At 36.7% G+C, this 21,577-nt stretch carries 19 protein-coding genes, 1 pseudogene and 1 riboswitch; of the genes and pseudogenes, 14 read left to right on the top strand and 6 right to left on the bottom strand.

What is annotated here, in order from left to right; genetic code table 11:
- Window positions 1–2 precede the first annotated feature (2 nt).
- Window positions 3–800, top strand: coding sequence for an ABC transporter ATP-binding protein (locus AB9L17_RS22315; RefSeq protein ID WP_068986433.1), 798 nt, complete (start codon window positions 3–5; stop codon window positions 798–800).
- Between the two features lie 178 nt (window positions 801–978).
- Here AB9L17_RS22315 and AB9L17_RS22310 read toward each other — a convergent pair whose 3' ends face one another.
- The 4 genes from AB9L17_RS22310 to AB9L17_RS22295 form a co-directional block, all read right to left on the bottom strand.
- Window positions 979–1,287: a monooxygenase gene (locus tag AB9L17_RS22310; protein WP_068986432.1), complete on the bottom strand. Its 309-nt coding sequence runs from the start codon at window positions 1,285–1,287 to the stop codon at window positions 979–981.
- 97 nt (window positions 1,288–1,384) lie between these two features.
- A complete protein-coding gene (locus tag AB9L17_RS22305) occupies window positions 1,385–1,699 on the bottom strand; it encodes a DMT family transporter (protein ID WP_068986431.1) in 315 nt (104 codons plus the stop codon).
- Window positions 1,699–2,052, bottom strand: coding sequence for a DMT family transporter (locus tag AB9L17_RS22300; RefSeq protein ID WP_068986430.1), 354 nt, complete (start codon window positions 2,050–2,052; stop codon window positions 1,699–1,701). Before AB9L17_RS22300 ends, AB9L17_RS22305 begins: the two co-directional genes overlap by 1 nt.
- Before the next feature lie 75 nt (window positions 2,053–2,127).
- Complete coding sequence (locus AB9L17_RS22295) at window positions 2,128–2,706, bottom strand: TetR family transcriptional regulator (RefSeq protein ID WP_068986429.1); 579 nt, start codon at window positions 2,704–2,706, stop codon at window positions 2,128–2,130.
- A gap of 146 nt (window positions 2,707–2,852) precedes the next feature.
- Here AB9L17_RS22295 and AB9L17_RS22290 point away from each other — a divergent pair, with 146 nt between their 5' ends.
- The 3 genes from AB9L17_RS22290 to AB9L17_RS22280 all read left to right on the top strand — a co-directional run bounded on the left by AB9L17_RS22290 (window position 2,853) and on the right by AB9L17_RS22280 (window position 5,971).
- Window positions 2,853–3,014: a hypothetical protein gene (locus AB9L17_RS22290; RefSeq protein WP_175401818.1), complete on the top strand. Its 162-nt coding sequence runs from the start codon at window positions 2,853–2,855 to the stop codon at window positions 3,012–3,014.
- A 78-nt stretch (window positions 3,015–3,092) separates the two neighbouring features.
- On the top strand, window positions 3,093–4,259 hold the full coding sequence (locus AB9L17_RS22285; protein ID WP_375200824.1) for an endonuclease Q family protein: 1,167 nt from the start codon (window positions 3,093–3,095) through the stop codon (window positions 4,257–4,259).
- Between the two features lie 77 nt (window positions 4,260–4,336).
- On the top strand, window positions 4,337–5,971 hold the full coding sequence (locus tag AB9L17_RS22280; protein ID WP_375199816.1) for an S-layer homology domain-containing protein: 1,635 nt from the start codon (window positions 4,337–4,339) through the stop codon (window positions 5,969–5,971).
- 65 nt (window positions 5,972–6,036) lie between these two features.
- Here the strand turns inward: AB9L17_RS22280 and AB9L17_RS22275 are convergent, their stop codons facing one another.
- Window positions 6,037–6,324, bottom strand: coding sequence for a DUF2653 family protein (locus AB9L17_RS22275; protein ID WP_068986427.1), 288 nt, complete (start codon window positions 6,322–6,324; stop codon window positions 6,037–6,039).
- Window positions 6,312–6,761, bottom strand: a complete 450-nt coding sequence (locus tag AB9L17_RS22270) for a hypothetical protein (RefSeq protein ID WP_375199815.1) — start codon at window positions 6,759–6,761, stop codon at window positions 6,312–6,314. The genes AB9L17_RS22275 and AB9L17_RS22270 overlap by 13 nt, the downstream gene beginning before the upstream one ends.
- Before the next feature lie 185 nt (window positions 6,762–6,946).
- Here AB9L17_RS22270 and AB9L17_RS22265 point away from each other — a divergent pair, with 185 nt between their 5' ends.
- The 10 genes and pseudogenes from AB9L17_RS22265 (at window position 6,947) to AB9L17_RS22220 (ending at window position 21,565) form a co-directional block, all read left to right on the top strand.
- Window positions 6,947–7,963 (top strand): YdcF family protein, encoded by a 1,017-nt coding sequence (locus AB9L17_RS22265; protein WP_223555356.1) that lies wholly within the window; start codon window positions 6,947–6,949, stop codon window positions 7,961–7,963.
- 169 nt (window positions 7,964–8,132) lie between these two features.
- Window positions 8,133–9,419, top strand: a complete 1,287-nt coding sequence (locus AB9L17_RS22260; RefSeq protein WP_068986425.1) for an SEL1-like repeat protein — start codon at window positions 8,133–8,135, stop codon at window positions 9,417–9,419.
- A gap of 486 nt (window positions 9,420–9,905) precedes the next feature.
- A pseudogene (locus AB9L17_RS22255) lies at window positions 9,906–10,445 on the top strand (protoglobin domain-containing protein); the annotation flags it as partial.
- Between the two features lie 30 nt (window positions 10,446–10,475).
- A complete protein-coding gene (locus tag AB9L17_RS22250; protein ID WP_375200823.1) occupies window positions 10,476–11,213 on the top strand; it encodes a methyl-accepting chemotaxis protein in 738 nt (245 codons plus the stop codon).
- 290 nt (window positions 11,214–11,503) lie between these two features.
- Window positions 11,504–12,892 carry a protoporphyrinogen oxidase gene (locus AB9L17_RS22245; RefSeq protein ID WP_375199814.1) on the top strand — a complete coding sequence of 463 codons (1,389 nt, stop codon included), beginning with the start codon at window positions 11,504–11,506 and terminating at the stop codon, window positions 12,890–12,892.
- Window positions 12,893–13,019: 127 nt separating this feature from the next.
- Window positions 13,020–13,119, top strand: a riboswitch (SAM riboswitch).
- 86 nt (window positions 13,120–13,205) lie between these two features.
- The gene (locus AB9L17_RS22240; RefSeq protein ID WP_068986422.1) at window positions 13,206–15,053 is read left to right on the top strand and encodes a bifunctional homocysteine S-methyltransferase/methylenetetrahydrofolate reductase; all 1,848 of its coding nucleotides are present in this window, start codon (window positions 13,206–13,208) and stop codon (window positions 15,051–15,053) included.
- Complete coding sequence (gene metH / locus AB9L17_RS22235) at window positions 15,046–18,477, top strand: methionine synthase (RefSeq protein ID WP_375199813.1); 3,432 nt, start codon at window positions 15,046–15,048, stop codon at window positions 18,475–18,477. The genes AB9L17_RS22240 and metH overlap by 8 nt, the downstream gene beginning before the upstream one ends.
- A gap of 142 nt (window positions 18,478–18,619) precedes the next feature.
- Complete coding sequence (locus tag AB9L17_RS22230; RefSeq protein WP_375200822.1) at window positions 18,620–19,120, top strand: GNAT family N-acetyltransferase; 501 nt, start codon at window positions 18,620–18,622, stop codon at window positions 19,118–19,120.
- Between the two features lie 111 nt (window positions 19,121–19,231).
- Complete coding sequence (locus AB9L17_RS22225) at window positions 19,232–20,263, top strand: fatty acid desaturase (protein ID WP_068986419.1); 1,032 nt, start codon at window positions 19,232–19,234, stop codon at window positions 20,261–20,263.
- 156 nt (window positions 20,264–20,419) lie between these two features.
- The gene (locus AB9L17_RS22220; protein WP_422655647.1) at window positions 20,420–21,565 is read left to right on the top strand and encodes a sensor histidine kinase; all 1,146 of its coding nucleotides are present in this window, start codon (window positions 20,420–20,422) and stop codon (window positions 21,563–21,565) included.
- Window positions 21,566–21,577: the final 12 nt, after the last annotated feature.

Below are 21,577 nucleotides of genomic sequence, written 5' to 3'. Positions count from 1 at the left end.
ATATGACATTAGAGACGAAACAAGTATCTTTCTCCATTTCTGATGAGCGCATATTACATGAAGTAAGTGTACAAATAAAGGAAAAACAATTTGTTGGGTTAATCGGTCCAAATGGTAGTGGGAAGTCAACGCTATTAAAGAATATGTATCGTTTATTAAAACCAGAAAGTGGAACAGTTTTATTAAATGAACAGGATATTTTAAAGCAATCGAGTAAAAGTATTGCGAAAAATTTAGCAGTAGTGAGTCAAGAAACGCCGGTCGTATTCGATTTTACCGTACATGATTTAGTCAGTATGGGAAGAACACCACATAAAAAACTATTTGAGCTTGATCAGGAACGAGATTTTCAAATTGTAAAAAATGCACTAGATCAAACAGGAATTGCTCATTTAGAGAAACGTAGCTTTAGTTCTCTTTCAGGCGGAGAAAAAAAGCGTGTGATGGTTGCCCGTGCCCTCGCTCAGCAAGCACAGATGCTTATTTTAGATGAGCCAACAAATCATCTAGATATTCAGCATCAATTGCAGCTAATGGATCTAATTCAAACCCTACATTTAACAGTTGTTGCGGCAATACATGATTTAAACATTGCAGCTATGTATTGTGATCAAATTTATGTTTTACAGCAAGGGCGAATTGTCAATTTTGGAACACCAGAAGAAGTACTTACACCAGCATTATTACAAGATGTTTTTGGTGTTTACGCTGATATTCAAACACATCCACTTACAGGGAAGCCTTATTTAACGTATGTCTCAGAGCAATTTACGAAGAAAGCTTTAAAACTACATAAATAAAGTACGGTTCTTCGGCAAAACGAGGGGTGATTTCCGTTCCGACTGAGCGCAGATGTTTTTTGTGCGAAAGCGAATAGTTTGGAACAGAAACCACCCTTATTTAAAGCGCAATAACATTCACAAAGATTTTCTTGTCCATTATCGCTATGAGGTGTGTCTGTAATAACAGATACGCCTGTTATTTATGGATAGGACCATTGTTAATAGAAGATAAAGCTTCATTAACTTCAAAAATTTTACCACGAATATTTGTTATCCCAAAGCTTGTTAATCGAGCAGAGTGCATGGCTAAATATTTTTCTGCGCTTTCCTTCGTTTCGAATAAATAAACACCACCAGCTTCTTTAGCTACCGTATCCTCAGTCCAAATTTTCCACATGATTCCTTGTTCGTCATTAATGCTATGAGCTAAATCTTTAAATCCTTCAGACATTTCATCACCAAAAGGACCGTCCATTGTAAAATCAACTTGTAACAAATAAACCATTCAGCAAAACTCCTTTTCTCTTCATTTATATAGTAATTATAACGAAAAGTAAATTTCCAATATTGGTCCATAATACAAAGAATAGGAGTCAAATAAATTAAGATACTGCTTTCAATCCTGCCACACCAATGATAATAGCAATGATACTAATAATCCTCTTCATATTTTTAGACTCCCCGAAGAATATAATATTTACGAGAACAGCACCAACTGTACCAATTCCAACCCAGACTACATAGGCAATGCTTAACTGTAAATAGTTAAAGGATGTATACAAAAGCACAAAGGACATTCCAAAGCCGCCCGCATATATTAATAAATTACGTATAGTTTTTTCCTGACTATAAAAGCGTAAACCTACAACACCGATAATTTCTGAAATTGCAGCTAATAAAACAAGTAACCAACCCATTATGCATTAGCTCCTTTCTTTTCAGCATGATCTTTTGAAGGGTTATCAGCTAAATTAAGACCAATAACACCCAGTACTATAATGAAAATGAAAATTCCTTTAATAGCATTAAATTCACCGTCAAAAATAAAAATGTCCATTAATGTAGTACCAATTGTACCGACCCCAGCGAAAGTCGCATAAACAGTTCCTGTAGGTAGATTTTCACAAGCCTTCGATAAGAAATGAAAATCCAACGCAATTAAGGACACGATAATAACCCAATGCCACCAAGAGTCGGCAACATTAAAACCAAATATCCAAAACAATTCAAACAAACTAGTTAATCCAACATATATCCAATCTTTTTGCATAATTAGAGATTCCTTTCACGTGATAGTTTTCAATGACTGACATTCAGTCATTTTTAATGTAAAAGAGAACGTCACTTATGGGTGACGTAGGCCAAGTGCATGGTGTAAAAAGTCAAGGAGCTCGAGCTTAACAAGTTTCATCGTTGCATCTTTGCAATCATCAAACAAATAAACTTGTTCAGCTGCAGATTCGATTAAACCTATAATGAGCTTGGAAGACCGTGAAGTATCTATCGAAGCACGTATCGTTCCTTGTTGTTGAGCTTGTAATAAAAAATCATCCATCCATGCATAATAGGGAGCATAGATATTTTCCCACTCTTTCAAATGCTCAGTTTGTGCAATACCAGCATAGATGAGTGCAACGAGATCGCCATATTCTTTTGTTATAGAAAAGCCAACGTCTACAACTTCTTCAAGTTGTTGTTCAAAAGGCTTTTGAGTTGATACGCCTTCTTCAATTGCAGTAATAATTTTTTCAACCATAACTTTCGCGATAGCTGGCATTACTGAAAGCCGTGAAGGGAAATAAAGATAAAATGTTCCTTGTGCGATACCTGCAGCTTTTACGATATCTGAAACCTTAGCCTTTTCAATTCCTTTTTCACGAAAAACTTCAATAGCAGCCTGAATAATTTTCTCTTCCTTTGACATGAAATCCCTCGCTTTTGACCTGCTTATTTAAATGTTACAAAATAGTTGAAATAAAGTCAAAGGAAAATGACTGAAAATCAGTCATTTTTCCCGTGTATACATATTTCCTATTCGGGGAACTTTATTTCTGAAAGGAATTGATGAAAATGGAAGAGATTAAATTGGCACAATTAGATCAGCAACAGCTTGACAAAATTAATGAGCTAGAGAAGACAATTGGCGTGACATTAGTGGCATATGATTCTTCAGCAATGCCAGCACAGAGTTCTAGTGCCTATGAGTCAAATAATAATCATCACCCTTCATAAAAAATTAAGCGAGAATACCTTGCAGCAATGTGAGGTATTTCTACTTTGTATATAATGCAATGGGAGTTGTTACAAATGATGAAAGATTTCTATGCGGATTTACATATTCATATTGGACGTACTTCTAGTGGACGAGCTGTCAAAATTACGGGCAGTAAGATGCTAACATTAACAAGAATTCTTGAGATTGCTAGTACAAGAAAGGGACTAGATATTATCGGGATTATTGATTGTCATGCACCAGAGATAATGGATGAAATGGTAGGGATGATTGAACAAGGGGAGCTAAAGGAGCTAGTACAGGGAGGACTTCGTTATCAAGACACAACCCTTATTCCAGGCACGGAAATTGAGATTTATGATCAGCATTGCCTTGGACCAATCCATGTACTTGCCTATTTTCCAACACTTTCGCTTATGAGGGAATTTTCAAATTGGATGTCTCATCATATGAAAAATATCCATTTAAGCTCTCAGCGAATCTATTGTGATGGTCAAACATTGCAACAAAAGGTTCGTGAGTTAGGAGGGCTTTTTATTCCTGCTCATGTTTTTACACCATTTAAAAGCCTGTTTGGAAAAGGGGTACATCGTAGTTTAACAGAAGTATTTGATCCCCAACTTATAGATGCGATTGAGCTAGGTTTAAGTTCTGATACTGATATGGTGAGTCACATTAGAGAGCTTCAAGCATACACATTTGTCAGCAATTCTGATGCACATTCACTTGGCAAAATTGCACGCGAGTATCAAAAATTAAGACTATCTGATGCCAATTTTACAGAATTAAAAATGGCGCTTCATGAACAGCAAAAACGAGCTATAACAGCTAATTATGGCTTAAATCCTTTGCTTGGTAAATATTATCAGACCGTCTGTGCAAAATGTGGTGAACAGCTTTGCAATATGGCGACAATCTGTACTAACTGTGAAAGTACTCAAATTATTAAAGGGGTTTCTTTACGTATTATAGAGCTATCAGAGCAGCTGACGGATAAACATGTTCGACCACCATATATTCATCAAGTACCACTGGAATTTATTCCAGGTCTAGGGCCGAAAATGATGGAAAGATTACTACAAGCATTTGATACAGAGATGAAGATCTTGCATCGAATTTCACTAGAACAGCTTGAACAAATCGTACCATATAAGATTGCTAAGGTGATCGATTTAGCAAGAACAGGACAATTAGCAATTGAAGCTGGTGGCGGGGGGACTTATGGAAAGATACAAAGTGAATAAAAACACTTGCTCATATTTACCCCATTTTCATCCTTCATCTATTAAAATAGTAATTAGTAGAAGTGGAGGGAGTAATTATGCAATTATCAAAGAAATTTCGATTTTTAGCAGCTGGTGTACTGGCGTTGCAATTAGCGATGCCAGTAGGAGCAAACGCTGTGGAGCAGAGAGATTCCATAGCGCCAAGTTGGGTGTCTCAGGCGGATTACGTAGCACTTGGCGATTCCTTGGCACATGGTATGAATGAGGTTGGCATAATTGGTTTAGGTTACGCAGATTTTGTGGCACAAGCTTTACATCAAGATGGTTTCATCACTTCTTATAATAAGGGGTTTGCTTATTCAGGCTACACAACAAAAAATGTATTGGAAGATATACAAAATGATGTGGAAAAGCCTGTAACAGGATTCGGTTATCAAAGTGACAAGGTAAAACTTCGTACGTCTATTAAAGAGGCTGAAATCATTACTTTGACAGCTGGCGCCAATGATTTAATACCTATTTTAAAAGAGTCTCAGACAACTGGTATTAATGCAGCAGCGATGTTAAAGGCATCACAAGGAGCAATAAAAAATATTGCAACAATTTTAGAAGAAATTAAGAAGTTAAATCCGAACGCTCAAGTGTATGTTATGGGATATTATAATTCTTTCCCGTACTATAGGGAGGATGTACAGAAACAATTTAAAATGCTATTAACAGTTATGAATACAACGATTAAAACAACTGTTGAAAAAGCAGGAGCTATCTTTGTACCAACTTACGATATTATAGCGAAAGATGTTCCAAGCTATTTACCAAACCCAGAAAATATTCATTTAAGTGAAGCAGGTTATTTAGCAGTAGCGAACGAGGGTTTTTTACCAGCGATTAAAGAAAGTATTTTATGGGATGTATCAAAGGCTATCCAAGTAAACATAAAAGATAGTACAACTGTAAAACTAAGCTGGCAAGAAGCGAAGGATAATGTAGGGATCACTAATTACAACGTATATGTAAACGGTAAGCTAGCATTTACACAAAATGCAGATACAACAGCTATAACTTTAGATAAATTATCAAAAAATACTGCATACACGGTAAATGTTAAAGCAGTAGATGCAGCTGGCAATGAAAGTGTTCAAAGTCCAACAGTTACTTTTACTACAGAAAGGACTTTAAGCTTTACTGATATAGAAAATCATTGGGCGAAGGAATTTATTCTGAAGGCCGCAGAAGAAGGGATTATGAAAGGCTATGTAGATGGTACGTTTAGACCTGAACAAAATGTTACCCGTGCACAGGCTGCTAGTATACTTGTTAGAAGTCTAGGTTTAACGACGAAAGAACAGGCACCATTTACAGATATATCAAGCTATGATGTCGGCACGCAGTCAGAAATTGCAGCAGCTTACGCATATGGGCTAGTTAAGGGAACGGGTGAGAAGTTTAACCCAGGACAGCCAGTTACTCGTGCTCAATTAGCATTAATGATTAATCGTGCATATGAACATCAGCTAAAACACCCTTATGCTGTGAAAGGAAAAGCACCATTTTCTGATATTGCTTCTTACAATGAAGAAACTAAACGTGCAATAACAATGTTATATGAACAAGGTATTGTTAGAGGTAATGAAGGGGAATTTTCACCAGAGGCTCCGACAAAACGTAGCCATGCAGCAAAAATATTTGTGAATTTTAGTAGTCTATTAAAAAATACTGAAGTCAAATAATAATAAAACAAAGCAGTTCACTAAATCTCATTTAAGATTTAGTGAACTGCTATTATTTTTCTTATTTACGATAGTCTAGCAATAATACCTTCCTCATCGTCTAGAACGAGTGCGATACCAGTTGAAAATGGATCAAGATGTAGGACATCTTTAATCCATACACGTAGTGCGCCAATCATGGCTGCGGTATTGAATATCTCGATTTGCCCATTAACTTCAACTTCTGCACCAAAGCCTGTGTCATCATCGTATGTTAGTTCTACAAGTACATCTTCAGGGCGAATGTTTTTATAATAGGCTTGTGATAAGCAAATTGCATTAATAATATCTTGCTCATTAATTACTTGTGCCATTGTGCTTCCTCTTTACGTTTTTTGTCTTTAAACATATTAATAACTTTTACAACTAGCATTACAATAATAGCGATGGCTGCAACGTTAACTATTAAGCCTAAAATGTTACCAAGCATACCCATTCCGCTGAAAAGACCTCCGAATAATAAGCCTGCTAAGCCACCAAGCATTAAACCTTTCATAAGGCCACCTGAGAAGAAGCCGCCTTTCTTAGCTGTTGAATCCGTTTTGTTCGTGTTTTTATTTGTTGTTACATTATTTTGATCTTTAGAAGTATCCTGAGATTTTTGGATATTTGAGCTATTGTTATTATTGTTTGAATATCCTTTTTTACCTGATTTAGCTTCTGCAGTTGGTGTATCAGAAATGAACAATGTTGCACCAACAGTCGAAAACATAAGTGTAGCTGCAAAAAGAGCGGCAAGAATTTTTTTCATTACTTATATTCCTCCAATATAATATTTAGATTCGTCATAAACTAGTTCTTAATAGTAATCTTACATGAACAATCACAAAAAATAAAATAATCGCTTTCATTAAATTAGGTATATCAACAAATTTGAACAAGAAGTGTCAATAGGGAATAAGTGTAAAAATGGTGTAAAAAGAAAGGTGTGAGACGGTGAATACAGCAATAGTATTAACAATTGCAATTTTTTTATTGTTATATATAACGGAAAAAAGACGATTCTTCAATGCAGTAGTGCTAGGTTTTTTAGGTTTGTATATTTTGAGCACAATAATTAGTCATTATCCTTTATTACTACCAAATGAACAGGGGATTATGTCAAAAATGGGGATAGTCATTATACTTGGCAGTTTCCCGAGTATGATGTTTATATTATCGATTGCTACATTTTTTAATAGTAAAGTTTTACTTGAAAAAGAAGGACGTAAAGTTCGTAATCTATTGTTAGCTGTTTTTGGCTTAGTATTTTTTATCATGATGATTTGGTATGTATTTGTTATTTTCACGAATATTGAACATGAGATTTGGCATATTCTTTTCTTCTATGCGTTTTTGATTTTTGGTTATACAATGTTTTTATATACAAGTGTGATGGCTTATGCGGCTATATACCTTTTCACACCTATTTTCTATGAGCCTAACTATATTATTGCGCTAGGATCAGGGCTAATTGGTGATAAAGTACCGCCACTTTTAGCTAGTCGTTTAGACGAGGCGGTAAAGCAATATAAAAAATATGGGGAACGACCTTACATTATTGTCTCAGGTGGTCAGGGAAGTGATGAAAAAGTATCAGAAGCATATGCGATGAAAAAATATGTAGTTGACGTACATCAAATACCAACTAAAAAAATATTAATGGAAGATCAATCGACAAATACTGAACAGAATTTGGTATTCTCTAAAGAAATTATGGATAAACATGCCCAAGGAAAAAAATATCGATCTTTATTTGTGACGAATAATTTTCATGTTTTTCGAGCAAGTATTTATGCCAAAAAGGCGAGGCTAGATGCACAAGGTGTTGGTTCAAAGACAGCCCTTTACTATTTACCAAATGCCTTTACTCGTGAATTTATCGGTTTATTAGAAATGTATAAATGGATTCATGTTACTATCTTTTTATTCATCACATTGTTCATTGGATTAATATTGAGATCATATGTGTAACCAATTTAGAACTATCTTCCATATAATGTTGGTAAGGCAGTTTTTATATTCATTCAGGAGAAAGCGAAGTGTTAATGAAGGGACAGCTAAAATGTTTTTGTAGCGTAAGCAAAGCGACAGCTACAAGTAGGCCAAGGTGAAATTGATACTGTGCAAGGGGGGAAAACTAATGTATGGACAATTTTTAGCAAAACAAAATAACGAGCGAATTGAATCCCTACAAAAGCTCACGCAAACACAGGATACGTGGTTTGCACAAAAGATTAATTTGATAACGGTTGAAGAAGTGAAATTAACAGTCTTGCACAAAATATTGTATCAAGTTGTGCGAGGACTTTTGAAAAAAAATCAACAAAGACATTTACAAATTATACATCCAGAGCAGACACAGTCAGTACAGGAGAATGTGTTAACGCTTTTAGCAGAATATGATGATTTACTGCGTGAAGCCATTCCACTCCCTATTTATATATTCATTTGGCAAATTTCTTCGCTGGAGAAGTTAGCGAATCGCGTTGAAGTTGTTGATGATGTACTTGATGTATTGGAATGGTATTTTATTCACCAGGATGATCAGGTACAGGCGTTTGATGAAGAAGATTTGGATCATGAGATAATTATTGACTTATACAAAGATGCCATTGAGGAACAGGATGCAGATGCTCAATTTCAGCTTGGAGAATATTATAGTGCAATTGACGATACACATTTCCAACCTAAAAAATCGATAAAGTGGTTTGAGTTAGCGGCAGCACAGGGCAATGCTGACGCACAATATGCACTTGGTAATTTTTATTTTGAAGGTATGGGTGTGCAAGAAAACTATAATCAGGCTTTTATATTGTATGAGGCTGCGGCAAAACAGGGGCATCCAGACGCAGCGAATAACTTAGCCGATATGTACTTTAACGGTGAAGGTGTACAAGAAAATATGGTACTTGCGAAAAAATGGTTCGACTTCGCCGCAAAAAAAGGCGTTGCAGAGGCAATGTTTACGCTCGGAATTATTTACGAGCAAGGACTAGGTGTTGACATTGATGATGAGCAGGCATTTATCTACTATAAAAAATCTGCTGAAGCAGGCTATATTGAAGCACAATATAGGCTGGGAGGAATCTATTTAGAGGGGCGTTTAGGCCAACCTAGAGATGCGAACAATGGGCTATATTGGTATGAAAGAGCTGCGGAGCGATATCATGTAGACGCTTTTTATGATTTAGGATTTATTTGGAGCAAAGGATTAACAGGTATTCGCAATATAGAAAAGGGAATACATTGGTTTAAACAGGCTGCTCTTCAAGGCGATTCTCAAGCTAAATTACAACTAGGGCATATTTATAATAAAGGGGATGGAATAGCTAGAAATATTCAAGAGGCGATTAAGTGGTATGGACTTGCGGCAGATGCAGGTAATGAGGAGGCAGCTATTTTACTTCAAGAATTAAAAGGAATGTAAATTTTTTGTTAAAAACTAACGGGTGTTTAGATTCAATTATTCCTTTTTTCATTTAGGTAAAAGATCTTAGTTTTTAGTTTTTTAATAGGTATATGTTATCGGTTTTTACTCATTGTATAAATACTAATATAATGATGAGATAATTTTGACAAACAAAAACAAGAAGAAATAAGCATGAGTAACAAAAGATGATATAAATTGGCTGCCAAATAGTATATTGGTAGCTTTTTATGTTTCTGAGCAATTAGTTCGATGATAAGGACTTTTTATGCAATTTATGTTAAAAAAATGAGCATAAGAAATTGACAGCTATTTATAAAATGTATAAGGTATATTGAGTGATTTTGAAACAGCGGTTAATAATTTTGGCTCATTTGGTGTTATTTCGGTATATTAATCTGTTGTGTATGATCGAAAATAAGAGCGTGTTTTCTAATATTTTTGTAAACGGAATGGATTTTCCTCAGCCTTGCAAAAGTTCACGTTATGAAAGAAGGAAAATGTGTGATTTTTCAAAAACAGAGAAAGACAACGGCGTTAGATTTGCAACAATACATTGTAAAAATGGATGTACCAAATCACCAGTCAATGGTAAAGCAAATTGAAATGCTAAATTTAACAAAGCAGGATTTACAATATTTAAAAGCCTTTCAACCATTTGTTATGGATAATATTGATGGAATTGTTGACAGGTTTTACTCAATGATTGTAACTGAACGTGACTTAGTAGATATTATTAATAGACATAGTTCTGTAGAAAAATTGAAGGTTACACTACGTCGGCATATTATCGAAATGTTTAATGGGATCATTGATGAAGAGTTTTATCTTAGACGAATTAAAATTGCAAAGGTACATGTACATATAGGTCTAAGAACACAATGGTATATTTGTGCTTTTCAAGATTTGACGGTATCATTTATTGATTTAGTTGAGCAGTATATAACTCATCCAAAGGACCAGTTCAGTACAATTCGAGCTATTTCGAAGATATCTAATTTTGAGCAACAATTGGTTCTAGAAGCATTTGAGAACACTGTTGAGCAGCATAAGGAAATGATGGAACGAAAGAAAGAAGTCGTGGAGAAGAAAATAATAGAATCTTCAGAGGGTCTTGCCACAATATCTCAGGAAACAAATAACTCATTTCAGCGCTTAAGTAAACAATCAGATGAAATTAAACTATTAGCCAAAAAGTCAATTCAAGTGTCGGCGATGGCTGAGAATCAGGCATTAGAAGGTCGGGAACAATTAAAAAGTCAATCACAAAATATGAATAATATTATTCATTCTCTTAATGATATAACGGAAAATACTGAACAGTTGACTGAGATGTCAAAGGAAATGGAATCTATCATGAGTGTTGTCACGAATATTGCGAACCAAACAAATTTGTTAGCATTAAACGCAGCTATAGAAGCGGCTCGTGCTGGAGAAGCGGGGAAAGGCTTTAGTGTTGTTGCGGATGAGGTTCGAAAATTATCGATTCAAACAAAAGAATCTGTTACTTCTGTAGCGACGTTATTACACAAAACGAATGATCGGATTGATAAACTTGTTCATTCCCTTAGTAATATACAAGAAGAGGTCGCATCTGGGGAAGGAAATATGGTACAAACAGAAGGACAATTTACCAATATATTAAATTCTATGACTGAAGCTAAAGAACAAAATGATTGTATGGAAAAAGAAGTTCTAGCGATAGCGGAAATTCTCAATGAATTAGGTATTGCCTTTGAAGAGGTAACGAGTTCTGCTGAAAAATTAGCGAATGTTGCCCAAAATCTAAACTAATTAATATAAAAAACACCACACATTCTAGGACATAAAAACACTATATCAACTATTAATATATATATAATCCAATGAGTCTAGAGGACGTTAGATGGGTGTTTTCATAAAGTTTGAAGAAATGACGCAAAAGTATTTTTGATGATCTCTACATAAATATATAGTAATGAAAAAATGGAGCTATCCCAAATGCTGGGTAGCTCCATTTTTGCTAAATTTGTAAAGTGTTTTGCGTAATTTTTAGGTAAAAAAGTTTATACTGAATAAAGAACTAAAAATAGGGGCGGTTTAACATGAAAACAGTTGTTGTATTAGGTGGCGGAATTACAGGATTGTGCACAATGCATTATTTGCAACGTCAGATTCGAGAGAAAAACCTAGATGTGAAGCTTGTGCTCGTTGAAAAAAATACATATCTAGGTGGCAAGCTGCACTCAGCGTATAAACAAGGCTTTATCCTGGAAACAGGAGCAGATTCCATTGTTGCACGTCATAAAGGTGTTTTAGAGTTAGTAAAGGAACTTGATTTTAAACAGAATCTTGTTTATAACGAAACTGGTATTTCGTATATTTATACAAATAATGAGTTACATGCTATCCCAGCAGACTCGACGTTCGGAATTCCAATGAGCTTACCATCACTTGAGGAAAGTACGCTTGTATCAGAAGAAGGGAAAAAAGCAGCATTAAAGGATTTAACAATGCCAAATGAAGGGTTTACAAAGGAAAGCTCGATTGGGGAATTTTTAACGTATTATTTAGGTGAGGAGCTTGTTCAAAATCAAATAGCACCAGTACTTGCAGGTGTATATTCGGGAGATTTAAATCAACTTTCAATTGCTTCCACATTACCGTATTTAATCGATTATAAAAATGATTACGGTAGTATTATTAAAGGTTTTGATGCAAACAGAGAGCAATTTGTGAAAGCTGCTAATAAAAAATTTATTTCATTTAAAAATGGTTTATCGTCACTAATTGAACGACTTGAAGAAACTTTAACAGATGTAGAAATTGTGAAAGGAATTGCTACGACTAGTGTTAAAAAGCAGGAGAATCAATATATCGTTACTTTAGCAAACGATAAAATGATTGAAGCAGATCATGTTGTTTTGGCACTTCCTAACGATTCGGTACAAAACTTATTGCAAGATGAATCATTGAATCGCTATTTTGGTCAATTCAATACTGCATCAGCCATTACGATTTACTTAGGATTTGACGTACCCGATCATAGATTACCAGCAGATGGAACAGGCTATATTGTATCACATAATTCCGATGTTATATGTAATGCAGCAACGTGGACAAGTCGCAAGTGGAAGCACACCTCTGCAGAAGGGAAATTACTTGTACGACTTTTTTATAAGAGCATTAACCCTGCGTATGAGAGATTGCGTATGATGACAGATGAAGAATTAGCAGCTGTTGCCTTAGAGGATGTAAGAAAAAGCTTGGGGATTGAGGAAAAACCAACTGTTGTCGATGTGACAAAATGGATTGATCAAATGCCGAAGTATGACTTGGCACATCGTGAGGCGTTACAAGGTCTAGTGCAAGAGCTTGAGAACAACTATCCAAATTTATTAATAGCGGGATGCTCTTATTTTGGAGTAGGCATAGGGGCTTGTATTCAAAACGGGAAAAAAATTGGTGAGGAACTTGCTGAAAAACTATTGTAATTGTTTGATAAAAATCGAAAAATAATATTTTTTTCGTAGAAAATATCTTTTGTTCAGTGAAATAGTCTTGACTCTATCGTTCGTAAACGATATGATTCTTTTAATTATTTAAAAAATTCATACTACATTCTTATCAAGAGAAGCTGAGGGACTGGCCCTATGAAGCTTCAGCAACCAACTTTTTGTCAGGTGCTAAATCCAGAAGACCAATGTGTCGAAGATGAGAAGGAAAAACAATTACGAAACGTAAAAGCCTTCTTTTTTTGAAAGAAGGCTTTTTTATTTGATAGATAAGGGAAGAGAGGCTAGTTTTATGGGATTGCTTGAAAAGTTAAAAACGAATGTTCTTACAGCAGATGGTGCAATTGGTACGCTTTTATACGGCTATGGCTTGGAGTACTGCCATGAGGAAATGAATGTTCAAAGACCAGAATTAATTGAAAAGATTCATAGAGAGTATATAGCAGCTGGAGCCGACATTATTCAAACAAACACGTATGGAGCTAATGCCATAAAATTAGCTCGCTATGGATTAGAATCACGTGTGCAGCAGTTTAATGAAGCTGCTATTACGATTGCCAAACGAGCGGCGGCAGATGGTGGACAATTTGTCTTGGGTACTATTGGAGGAATCCGTGGTATTCGAAAGAGTGATGCAACGTTAGAGGAAATTCTGGCAACGGTCGAAGAGCAAACAACTGTTTTACTTGCGGGAAATCCAGATGGTCTTTTACTTGAAACATATTATGATTTTGAAGAGCTGACAGCAACTTTAACAATGTTACGAGCTAAAACAAAATTACCGATTATTGCGCAAGTTTCTATGCACGAACCAGGCATTTTGCAAAATGGAATGAGTTTAAACGCCGCTTTACATAAACTTGAAGCGCTAGGTGCTGATATCGTGGGTGTTAACTGTCGCTTAGGCCCACACCATACTATTCAAGCATTTGAAGGTGTAGAGCTTCCTGAAAAGGCATTTATGTCAGCGTATCCGAATGCCTCTCTTCTTGATTTGGAGGATGGCCGTGTCGTTTATGAATCTGAGGCAGATTATTTTGGGCGAGCAGCTATAGCACTTCGTGATCAAGGAGTGCGTTTAATAGGTGGCTGCTGTGGTACGACACCCAAGCATATTGCCGCAGTGAAAAAGTATTTAGAGGCGCTATCTCCAGTTGAGGAAAAGCACGCAAAGCCAGAAAAAATCGCAGTTTTACGTGAGGCAGAGCCGCCAAATTATGAGCCGTTACATGTAAAAGTAAAACGAGAACGCTCAGTTATCGTGGAGTTAGATACTCCTAGACATTTAGAAATTGAAGGCTTTATTGAAGGTGCCGAAAAATTGTATAAAGCTGGTGCAGATGTAGTCATGATGGCTGATAATTCACTGGCATCGCCAAGGATTAGTAATATTGCGATGGGTGCCCTATTAAAAGAAGTACATGGGGTACGCCCATTGACACATATAACATGCCGAGATCGTAATTTAATTGGTCTTCAATCACATTTAATGGGATTAAATGCACTTGGGATTCATGATATTTTAGCGGTTACTGGAGATCCGACAAAGGTAGGTGATTTCCCAGGGGCGACTAGCGTTTATGACGTATCTTCAATGGAACTAATCCAATTAATAAAACAGTTAAATGAAGGTGTATCGTTCTCAGGGAAACCACTTCGTAAAAAGGCGAATTTCTCTGTAGCGGCAGCGTTTAATCCTAATGTACGTGTACTAGATCGTGCTGTGTCTCGATTAGAAAAGAAAATTGAACATGGGGCAGATTATTTTATTTCACAGCCTGTTTATACAAAGGAAAAAATCGTGGAAATTTACGAGGCGACAAAGCATTTAGAAACACCAATATATATAGGTATTATGCCAGTAACGAGCTATAAAAGTGCGGAGTTTTTACATCATGAAGTACCAGGCATCAAACTATCAGATGATGCGTTAACGCGTATGAAGGCTTGTGGTGATGATAAGGAACGCGCAACACTAGAAGGGATTGCAATTGCCAAGGAATTAGTAGAAGTAGCAGCGGAATATTTCAATGGCATTTATCTTATCACACCGTTTCTGCGCTATGATATGACACTTGAATTGATGAAATATATTGAGCAATTGGATGAACAGAAAAAAGGGGTAAGTATAAATGGCTAAGCACTTGATTGAAGAACAACTTGAGAAACGAATATTAATTCTTGATGGCGCAATGGGTACAATGCTACAAAATGAAAATTTATTAGCGGAGGATTTTGGCGGCGAGGAATACGATGGCTGTAATGAAAATCTTGTGCTAACTAGACCAGATGTGCTTGAAAAAGTTCATAGAAAATATTTAGAGGCTGGAGCAGATATTATTTGTACAAATACATTTGGTGGAACACCACTTGTACTAAACGAATATGATCTTGGCGCAAAGGCAGAAGAGATCAATAAACGTGCTGTGGAAATTGCGCGCAAAGTAGTAGATGAATTTTCAACATCCGATTGGCCACGTTTTGTAGCGGGGGCTATGGGGCCAACTACAAAAACCTTGTCGGTAACAGGTGGTATTTCATTTGACGAGTTAGAGGAAAACTTTTACGTTCAGGCCAAGGCATTAATCGAAGCTGGGGCGGACGTTCTATTGCTAGAAACAAGTCAGGATATGTTGAATGTGAAGGCGGGGACTCTAGGAGTATCTCGTGCTTTTGAAGCAACTGGAAAAGAGCTCCCTGTGATGATATCGGGAACAATTGAACCGATGGGCACGACACTTGCCGGTCAAACAATCGATGCTTTCTACATTTCTATTGAGCATATTAAGCCGTTATCAGTTGGCTTAAACTGTGCGACGGGACCAGAGTTTATGACTGACCACATTCGCTCACTAGCAGAGCTTTCAACTGGCTATATTAGCTGTTATCCGAATGCGGGCTTACCTGATGAGGAAGGTTGCTACCATGAGTCGCCTGAATCGTTATCTCAGAAATTAAAAGGTTTTGCAGAAAAGGGTTGGCTGAATATTGTCGGAGGTTGCTGTGGTACAACGCCAGCACATATTGCAGCAATTCGAGAGGTGCTAAGGAACGAAAAGCCTCGCCAATTACCAGTTGCAACGCATGGTCATGTAGTATCAGGTATCGAGCCATTAGTGTACGACGATTCCATGCGTCCATTATTTATTGGGGAACGTACAAATGTCATCGGCTCTAGAAAGTTTAAAAATTTAATTATTGACGGAAAATTTGAGGAAGCAGCTGAAATCGCTCGTGCCCAAGTGAAAAATGGAGCACATGTTATTGATATTTGTTTAGCGAATCCTGATCGCGATGAATTAGCTGATATGCAAGGTTTTATGCAAGAGGTTGTAAAAAAAGTAAAAGTACCTCTTGTTATTGACTCGACAGATGAAAAAGTAATTGAAGAGGCACTTAAGTTTTCTCAAGGAAAAGCTATCATCAATTCTATTAACTTAGAAGATGGCGAGGAGCGTTTTGATGCAGTTTTACCGTTAGTGAAAAAATATGGTGCCTCCTTAGTTGTGGGTACAATTGATGAGCAAGGCATGGCGGTTGATCGACACCGCAAGCTAGAGATTGCTGAGCGATCCTATAATTTGTTAACAGAAAAGTGGGGCATTGCACCTGAGGATATCATTTTTGACCCATTAATGTTCCCTGTAGGTACGGGAGATGAGCAGTATATTGGCTCAGCACTTGAAACAGTTGAAGGGATTCGCCTTATTAAAGAAAAAATGCCACGTACATTAACAGTGCTTGGTGTAAGTAATATTTCATTCGGATTACCACCTGTAGGTCGGGAAGTATTAAATGCTGTGTATTTATATCACTGTACACAGGCTGGTTTAGATTATGCAATTGTTAATACCGAAAAGCTGGAACGTTATGCATCTATTCCTGAAGCGGAAATTAAGCTAGCCAATGAATTACTCTTTAATACAAATGACGAAACATTAGCCGTTTTCACGGATTTCTATCGTGATAAAAAGAAGGAAAAAACGGAGGCAGATATTCCGAAAACGGTAGAAGGTCGTTTGGCTTACTATATTCTAGAGGGTACAAAGGAAGGTCTTATTGAGGATTTAGATGCTGCTCGTGAAATTTTCCAAATGCCACTAGATATTATTAATGGACCATTAATGGATGGAATGGCTGAGGTTGGTCGCTTATTTAATGATAATCAGCTAATCGTAGCGGAAGTATTGCAATCAGCAGGAGTTATGAAGGCAGCAGTGGCACATTTAGAACAATTTATGGAGAAAAATGAAGAGAGTACTGGTAAGGGGAAAATGGTACTTGCTACTGTAAAAGGTGATGTGCATGATATTGGGAAAAACCTAGTCGATATTATTTTAAGTAATAATGGCTTTAAAGTTGTTGATCTTGGCATTAAAGTAACACCTGCCCAATTAATTGAAGCCATTCGTAAGGAAAAGCCAGATTTCATTGGACTTTCTGGCTTACTTGTAAAATCAGCACAGCAAATGGTTATTACAGCTCAGGACTTCAAGGAAGCGGGTATTGACGTACCGATTTTAGTAGGAGGGGCTGCATTATCTCGTCGCTTTACTGAAACGAAAATCGCCGGCGAATATAATGGACCTGTCATTTATTCAAAGGATGCGATGCAAGGATTAGAGCAGGCGAATCGGTTAATGGGGGCGGATACACGTGCTGACTTCTTAGTTGAAATTGAGGAATCACGGAAAAAACGTTTAGAGGCAGACGAAAAAAGAGCGGCTCGTCCTGCAAAAGAAGTAACTGTAAAGCCTGCACGCACGGTACAAGAAGCTTCTGTCTTTCTTCCGGCTGATTTGCGACGCCATGTAAAGCGAGAGTATGCTGTTTCGCATTTATATCCATATGTTAATATGCGGACATTACTCGGGCATCATCTAGGTTTAAAGGGGCAAGTTCAGCAATTACTTGATGCTGGTGATGCAAGAGCAACAGAATTAAAAGACTTAGTCGATGATTATTTGCAAGGTGATCTATTGAAGCCATCAGGTATGTATCAGTTTTTCCCTGCACAAGCAGATGGGGATGATGTAGTCGTTTATGACCCAGCGGATAGTAAAACGGAAATTGAACGATTTACCTTCCCGCGTCAGCAGATTGAACCGTTTTTATGTCTAGCAGATTACCTAAAAACAGTCGAAAGCGGTGAAATGGACTATATTGCCTTAATGGTCGTAACGGCAGGGCAAGGTGTCATGGCAAAGGCTCGTCAGCTAAAAGAAGAAGGGAAATTCCTCGAAAGTCATGCATTACAATCTACAGCGCTTGAGCTTGCGGAAGGCTTTGCGGAGCGTATGCACCAAGAAATTCGTGACCAGTGGGGCTTCTCAGATGCGACAGATTTTACAATGCGTGATCGTTTTGCGGCAAAATATCAAGGACAGCGCTTCTCATTCGGCTATCCTGCATGTCCGAACCTAGAGGATCAAGAGAAATTGTTTGGTTTATTAAAACCGGAGGACATTGGTGTTCATTTAACGGAAGGCTTTATGATGGAGCCAGAAGCTTCTGTGTCGGCGATTGTCTTTGCACATCCGGATGCTCGATATTTTAATGTGTAAAGTTGAAATAAGTGACTCATCACTGAAAGTTGGGGGATGATACTTTGTTAAAACATATGCATAAGTTGATTGGAGTTAGATTCGATGCCCCCTATGACAGTGCGCTTTAGGTCTATTTCTATTAATGAAGGAAGTGAGTATGATGATTCGATTAATGGAAGAGAAAGATTTACCCGAGGTTTTAGCCATCTACAATGACATTATTTTAACGAGCAAAGCTGTTTATCGATATGAGACACAATCGTTAGAAGAAAAAAAGCAGTGGTTTAAGGAGCAGCAAGCATCTAGCAATCCTCTCCTTATCTTTGATGAAAACGGCATAGTAGCCGGCTTTGCAACATATAGTCAGTTCCGTCCATACCCTGGTTATAAACACACTATGGAGCACTCAGTGTATGTGCATAAAGATCACTATCAAAAGGGTATTGCTACGAAGTTAATGCATGAACTTATTCGAATTGCAGAAGAGCGAGGTGTGAAGACTCTCGTAGCTGGCATTGATGGTGAAAATATGGGCAGCATTAAAGCACATGAAAAATTAGGCTTTGAATATGCAGGGACAATTAAAAATGCAGGCTTTAAATTTGGACAATGGCTAGATCTTATGTTTTATCAGCTACAATTAACTGGACCAAAAGCATAAAAAAGGGTATGACAAATGTCATATCCTTTTTATGATGTTTGCATCTGTTGCTAGTTTACACTCATGTTTTATGATGAGGTCATAAGAAAAAGGAAACGAGGGAGTAAAACGATGGCAACAGATAAAGAAAAAACAAAAAAACTGCGCCAGGATGTAGCACCATTTGCGAAATCTGATACAGCTAAAAGTATTTTTCAAATGGTCAATACGATTGTACCGTTAATCGCTCTATGGGTAGCTGCATATATGTTGGTGGATATTTCACCATGGTTAACAGTTGGTTTAAGTGTAATTTCTGCTGGTTTTGTCGTAAGAACATTTATTATTTTCCATGATTGTACACACGGTTCATTTTTCAAAAGTAAAAAAGCAAACGACTGGGTTGGTTTTGTAACTGGAGTGTTAACATCATTCCCATATGAAAAATGGAAGCGTGAGCATACAATTCACCACGCAACTAGCTCGAACTTAGACAAGCGTGGTATTGGTGATATTGATATGATGACAGTGGAAGAGTTTTTACAAGCATCTAAAGGACAACGTTTATGGTATCGTTTTTACCGTAATCCATTCGTAATGTTTGGCTTAGGACCACTGTTTATGGTGTTAATTTTAAACCGTCGTAATCGTAATGACGCTAAACAGAAAGAACGTTTTAACACTTATTTAACAAATATAGTCATTACGGGAATTTGTGTTGCGTTAATTTACTTTATGGGATGGCAAGCATTCGTATTAGTGCATGTTGTAACGTTGTATGTTGCTGCCTCTCTTGGCATTTGGTTATTTTTCATCCAACATACGTATGAAGATTCTTATTTTGAGCATGAATCTGAGTGGGATTATGTAAAGGCTGCTGTTGAAGGTAGCTCGTATTATAAATTACCGAAACTATTACAATGGATTACAGGCAATATTGGTTTCCACCATGTACATCATTTAGCTCCACGTGTGCCGAACTATAATCTTGAACAAGCGCATAATGAAATACCGCCATTACACACGGCAACGACTATTACATTACGTAAAAGCTTGGAATCATTACGCTTCAAGTTATATGATGAAGATCAAGGTAAGTTTGTATCCTTTAAAGACGTTAATGAAATAATCAAACGAAAAGCAAGAGGCAGTCTTGCTGCTTAGTAAAAATTTTTTTCAGCCATCTCTTCTAAGGGATGGCTGTTTTACATAAATGAGTAGTCTATTGCAATATGGCTCATACACTGATAACCATGTACAGGCATAAAATTAATTTTCTTGTTATAATGAGGGAAAAGTAGGAAAGAGCGTGAGATTATGATGAGGAAATGGCATAGTATTATTCCGAATAGTCCGATGCTCAGTATATATTTATGGATTATTTTCTGTTTTCTACCGTTTTTCTTCATTTTTAGAAAATCATCTTATATTGACATATCAATAGGGATTACATTTTTAATGCTCTATTTTATCTTCTATCGGTTTTCCATGAATTCGAAAAGCGGTCTAGTTTATATGTGGATTAGTTTTGAGATGGTCATTAATATCGTTATGACTATATTGTATGGTTATGTGTATTTATCAATTTTTACAGCTTTCTTTATAGGAAATATTCGTAGACCTGTTGGCTTCTATATTATATATGGATTACATATTGGCTTTACGGTTATTTCGACAGGTATTGGCTTCTTTGTTGAGCTACAATTATTTTTATCACAACTACCATTTGTTGTTTTAACGATTTTAGTAGTGGTGCTTATGCCACTAACGATTTATTCAAAAAATAAACGTGAAAATTTAGAGGGTCAGCTTGAGACTGCTAATGAACGAATAGCTGAGTTAATTGTTTTTGAGGAAAGACAACGTATTGCTCGTGACTTACATGATACGCTCGGTCAAAAATTATCGATGATAGGCTTGAAAAGTGACTTAGCTTCAAGATTAATTGAACGTGATCCACAGCAGGCTCTAACAGAGATTAAGGATATTCGTCAAACGGCGAGTATCGCATTAAAAGAGGTACGTGAATTAGTATCAGATATGCGAACAGCTAGGTTTGAGGATGAGCTTATGCGTATTTCTCAAATGTTAAAGGCGGCCGAAATGGAATTCGTATTTGATGGAGATAAAGATAAACTGCAAGTTCCACCACTTGTAGAAAATGTATTATCCATGTGCTTAAAAGAGGCAGTTAATAATGTCGTTAAGCATAGTGGTGCTACAAAATGCGAAATAGCCTTCCATCAAAATTTTAAGGAAGTATATTTAGTAGTTCGTGATAATGGACATGGCATCACAAAAAAACAAGCTTGGAAAACAGGAAACGGATTGAAGGGAATGCGTGAACGCTTAGAGTTTATTAACGGTTCCTTTAAAATCGAAAGTGAAGAGGGTACTACATTAACGGTGTCGATTCCAGTGGCGATTACGCATCAGAAGGTCAAAGAAAATCTGAAGAACATATAGAAAAGAGGGTTG

The organism is Lysinibacillus sp. RS11 (assembly GCF_042019215.1).
Lineage (GTDB): Bacteria > Bacillota > Bacilli > Bacillales_A > Planococcaceae > Lysinibacillus > Lysinibacillus xylanilyticus_A.
This window is presented reverse-complemented; position numbering and strand designations above follow the sequence as displayed.

Coding starts and splice junctions, on each gene's coding strand:
- AB9L17_RS22315 (WP_068986433.1), top strand. CDS start 3: ATGACATTAGAGACGAAACAAGTATCTTTCTCCATTTCTGATGAGCGC.
- AB9L17_RS22310 (WP_068986432.1), bottom strand. CDS start 1,287: ATGGTTTATTTGTTACAAGTTGATTTTACAATGGACGGTCCTTTTGGT.
- AB9L17_RS22305 (WP_068986431.1), bottom strand. CDS start 1,699: ATGGGTTGGTTACTTGTTTTATTAGCTGCAATTTCAGAAATTATCGGT.
- AB9L17_RS22300 (WP_068986430.1), bottom strand. CDS start 2,052: ATGCAAAAAGATTGGATATATGTTGGATTAACTAGTTTGTTTGAATTG.
- AB9L17_RS22295 (WP_068986429.1), bottom strand. CDS start 2,706: ATGTCAAAGGAAGAGAAAATTATTCAGGCTGCTATTGAAGTTTTTCGT.
- AB9L17_RS22290 (WP_175401818.1), top strand. CDS start 2,853: ATGGAAGAGATTAAATTGGCACAATTAGATCAGCAACAGCTTGACAAA.
- AB9L17_RS22285 (WP_375200824.1), top strand. CDS start 3,093: ATGAAAGATTTCTATGCGGATTTACATATTCATATTGGACGTACTTCT.
- AB9L17_RS22280 (WP_375199816.1), top strand. CDS start 4,337: ATGCAATTATCAAAGAAATTTCGATTTTTAGCAGCTGGTGTACTGGCG.
- AB9L17_RS22275 (WP_068986427.1), bottom strand. CDS start 6,324: ATGGCACAAGTAATTAATGAGCAAGATATTATTAATGCAATTTGCTTA.
- AB9L17_RS22270 (WP_375199815.1), bottom strand. CDS start 6,761: ATGAAAAAAATTCTTGCCGCTCTTTTTGCAGCTACACTTATGTTTTCG.
- AB9L17_RS22260 (WP_068986425.1), top strand. CDS start 8,133: ATGTATGGACAATTTTTAGCAAAACAAAATAACGAGCGAATTGAATCC.
- AB9L17_RS22250 (WP_375200823.1), top strand. CDS start 10,476: ATGATGGAACGAAAGAAAGAAGTCGTGGAGAAGAAAATAATAGAATCT.
- AB9L17_RS22245 (WP_375199814.1), top strand. CDS start 11,504: ATGAAAACAGTTGTTGTATTAGGTGGCGGAATTACAGGATTGTGCACA.
- AB9L17_RS22240 (WP_068986422.1), top strand. CDS start 13,206: ATGGGATTGCTTGAAAAGTTAAAAACGAATGTTCTTACAGCAGATGGT.
- metH (WP_375199813.1), top strand. CDS start 15,046: ATGGCTAAGCACTTGATTGAAGAACAACTTGAGAAACGAATATTAATT.
- AB9L17_RS22230 (WP_375200822.1), top strand. CDS start 18,620: ATGATTCGATTAATGGAAGAGAAAGATTTACCCGAGGTTTTAGCCATC.
- AB9L17_RS22225 (WP_068986419.1), top strand. CDS start 19,232: ATGGCAACAGATAAAGAAAAAACAAAAAAACTGCGCCAGGATGTAGCA.
- AB9L17_RS22220 (WP_422655647.1), top strand. CDS start 20,420: ATGAGGAAATGGCATAGTATTATTCCGAATAGTCCGATGCTCAGTATA.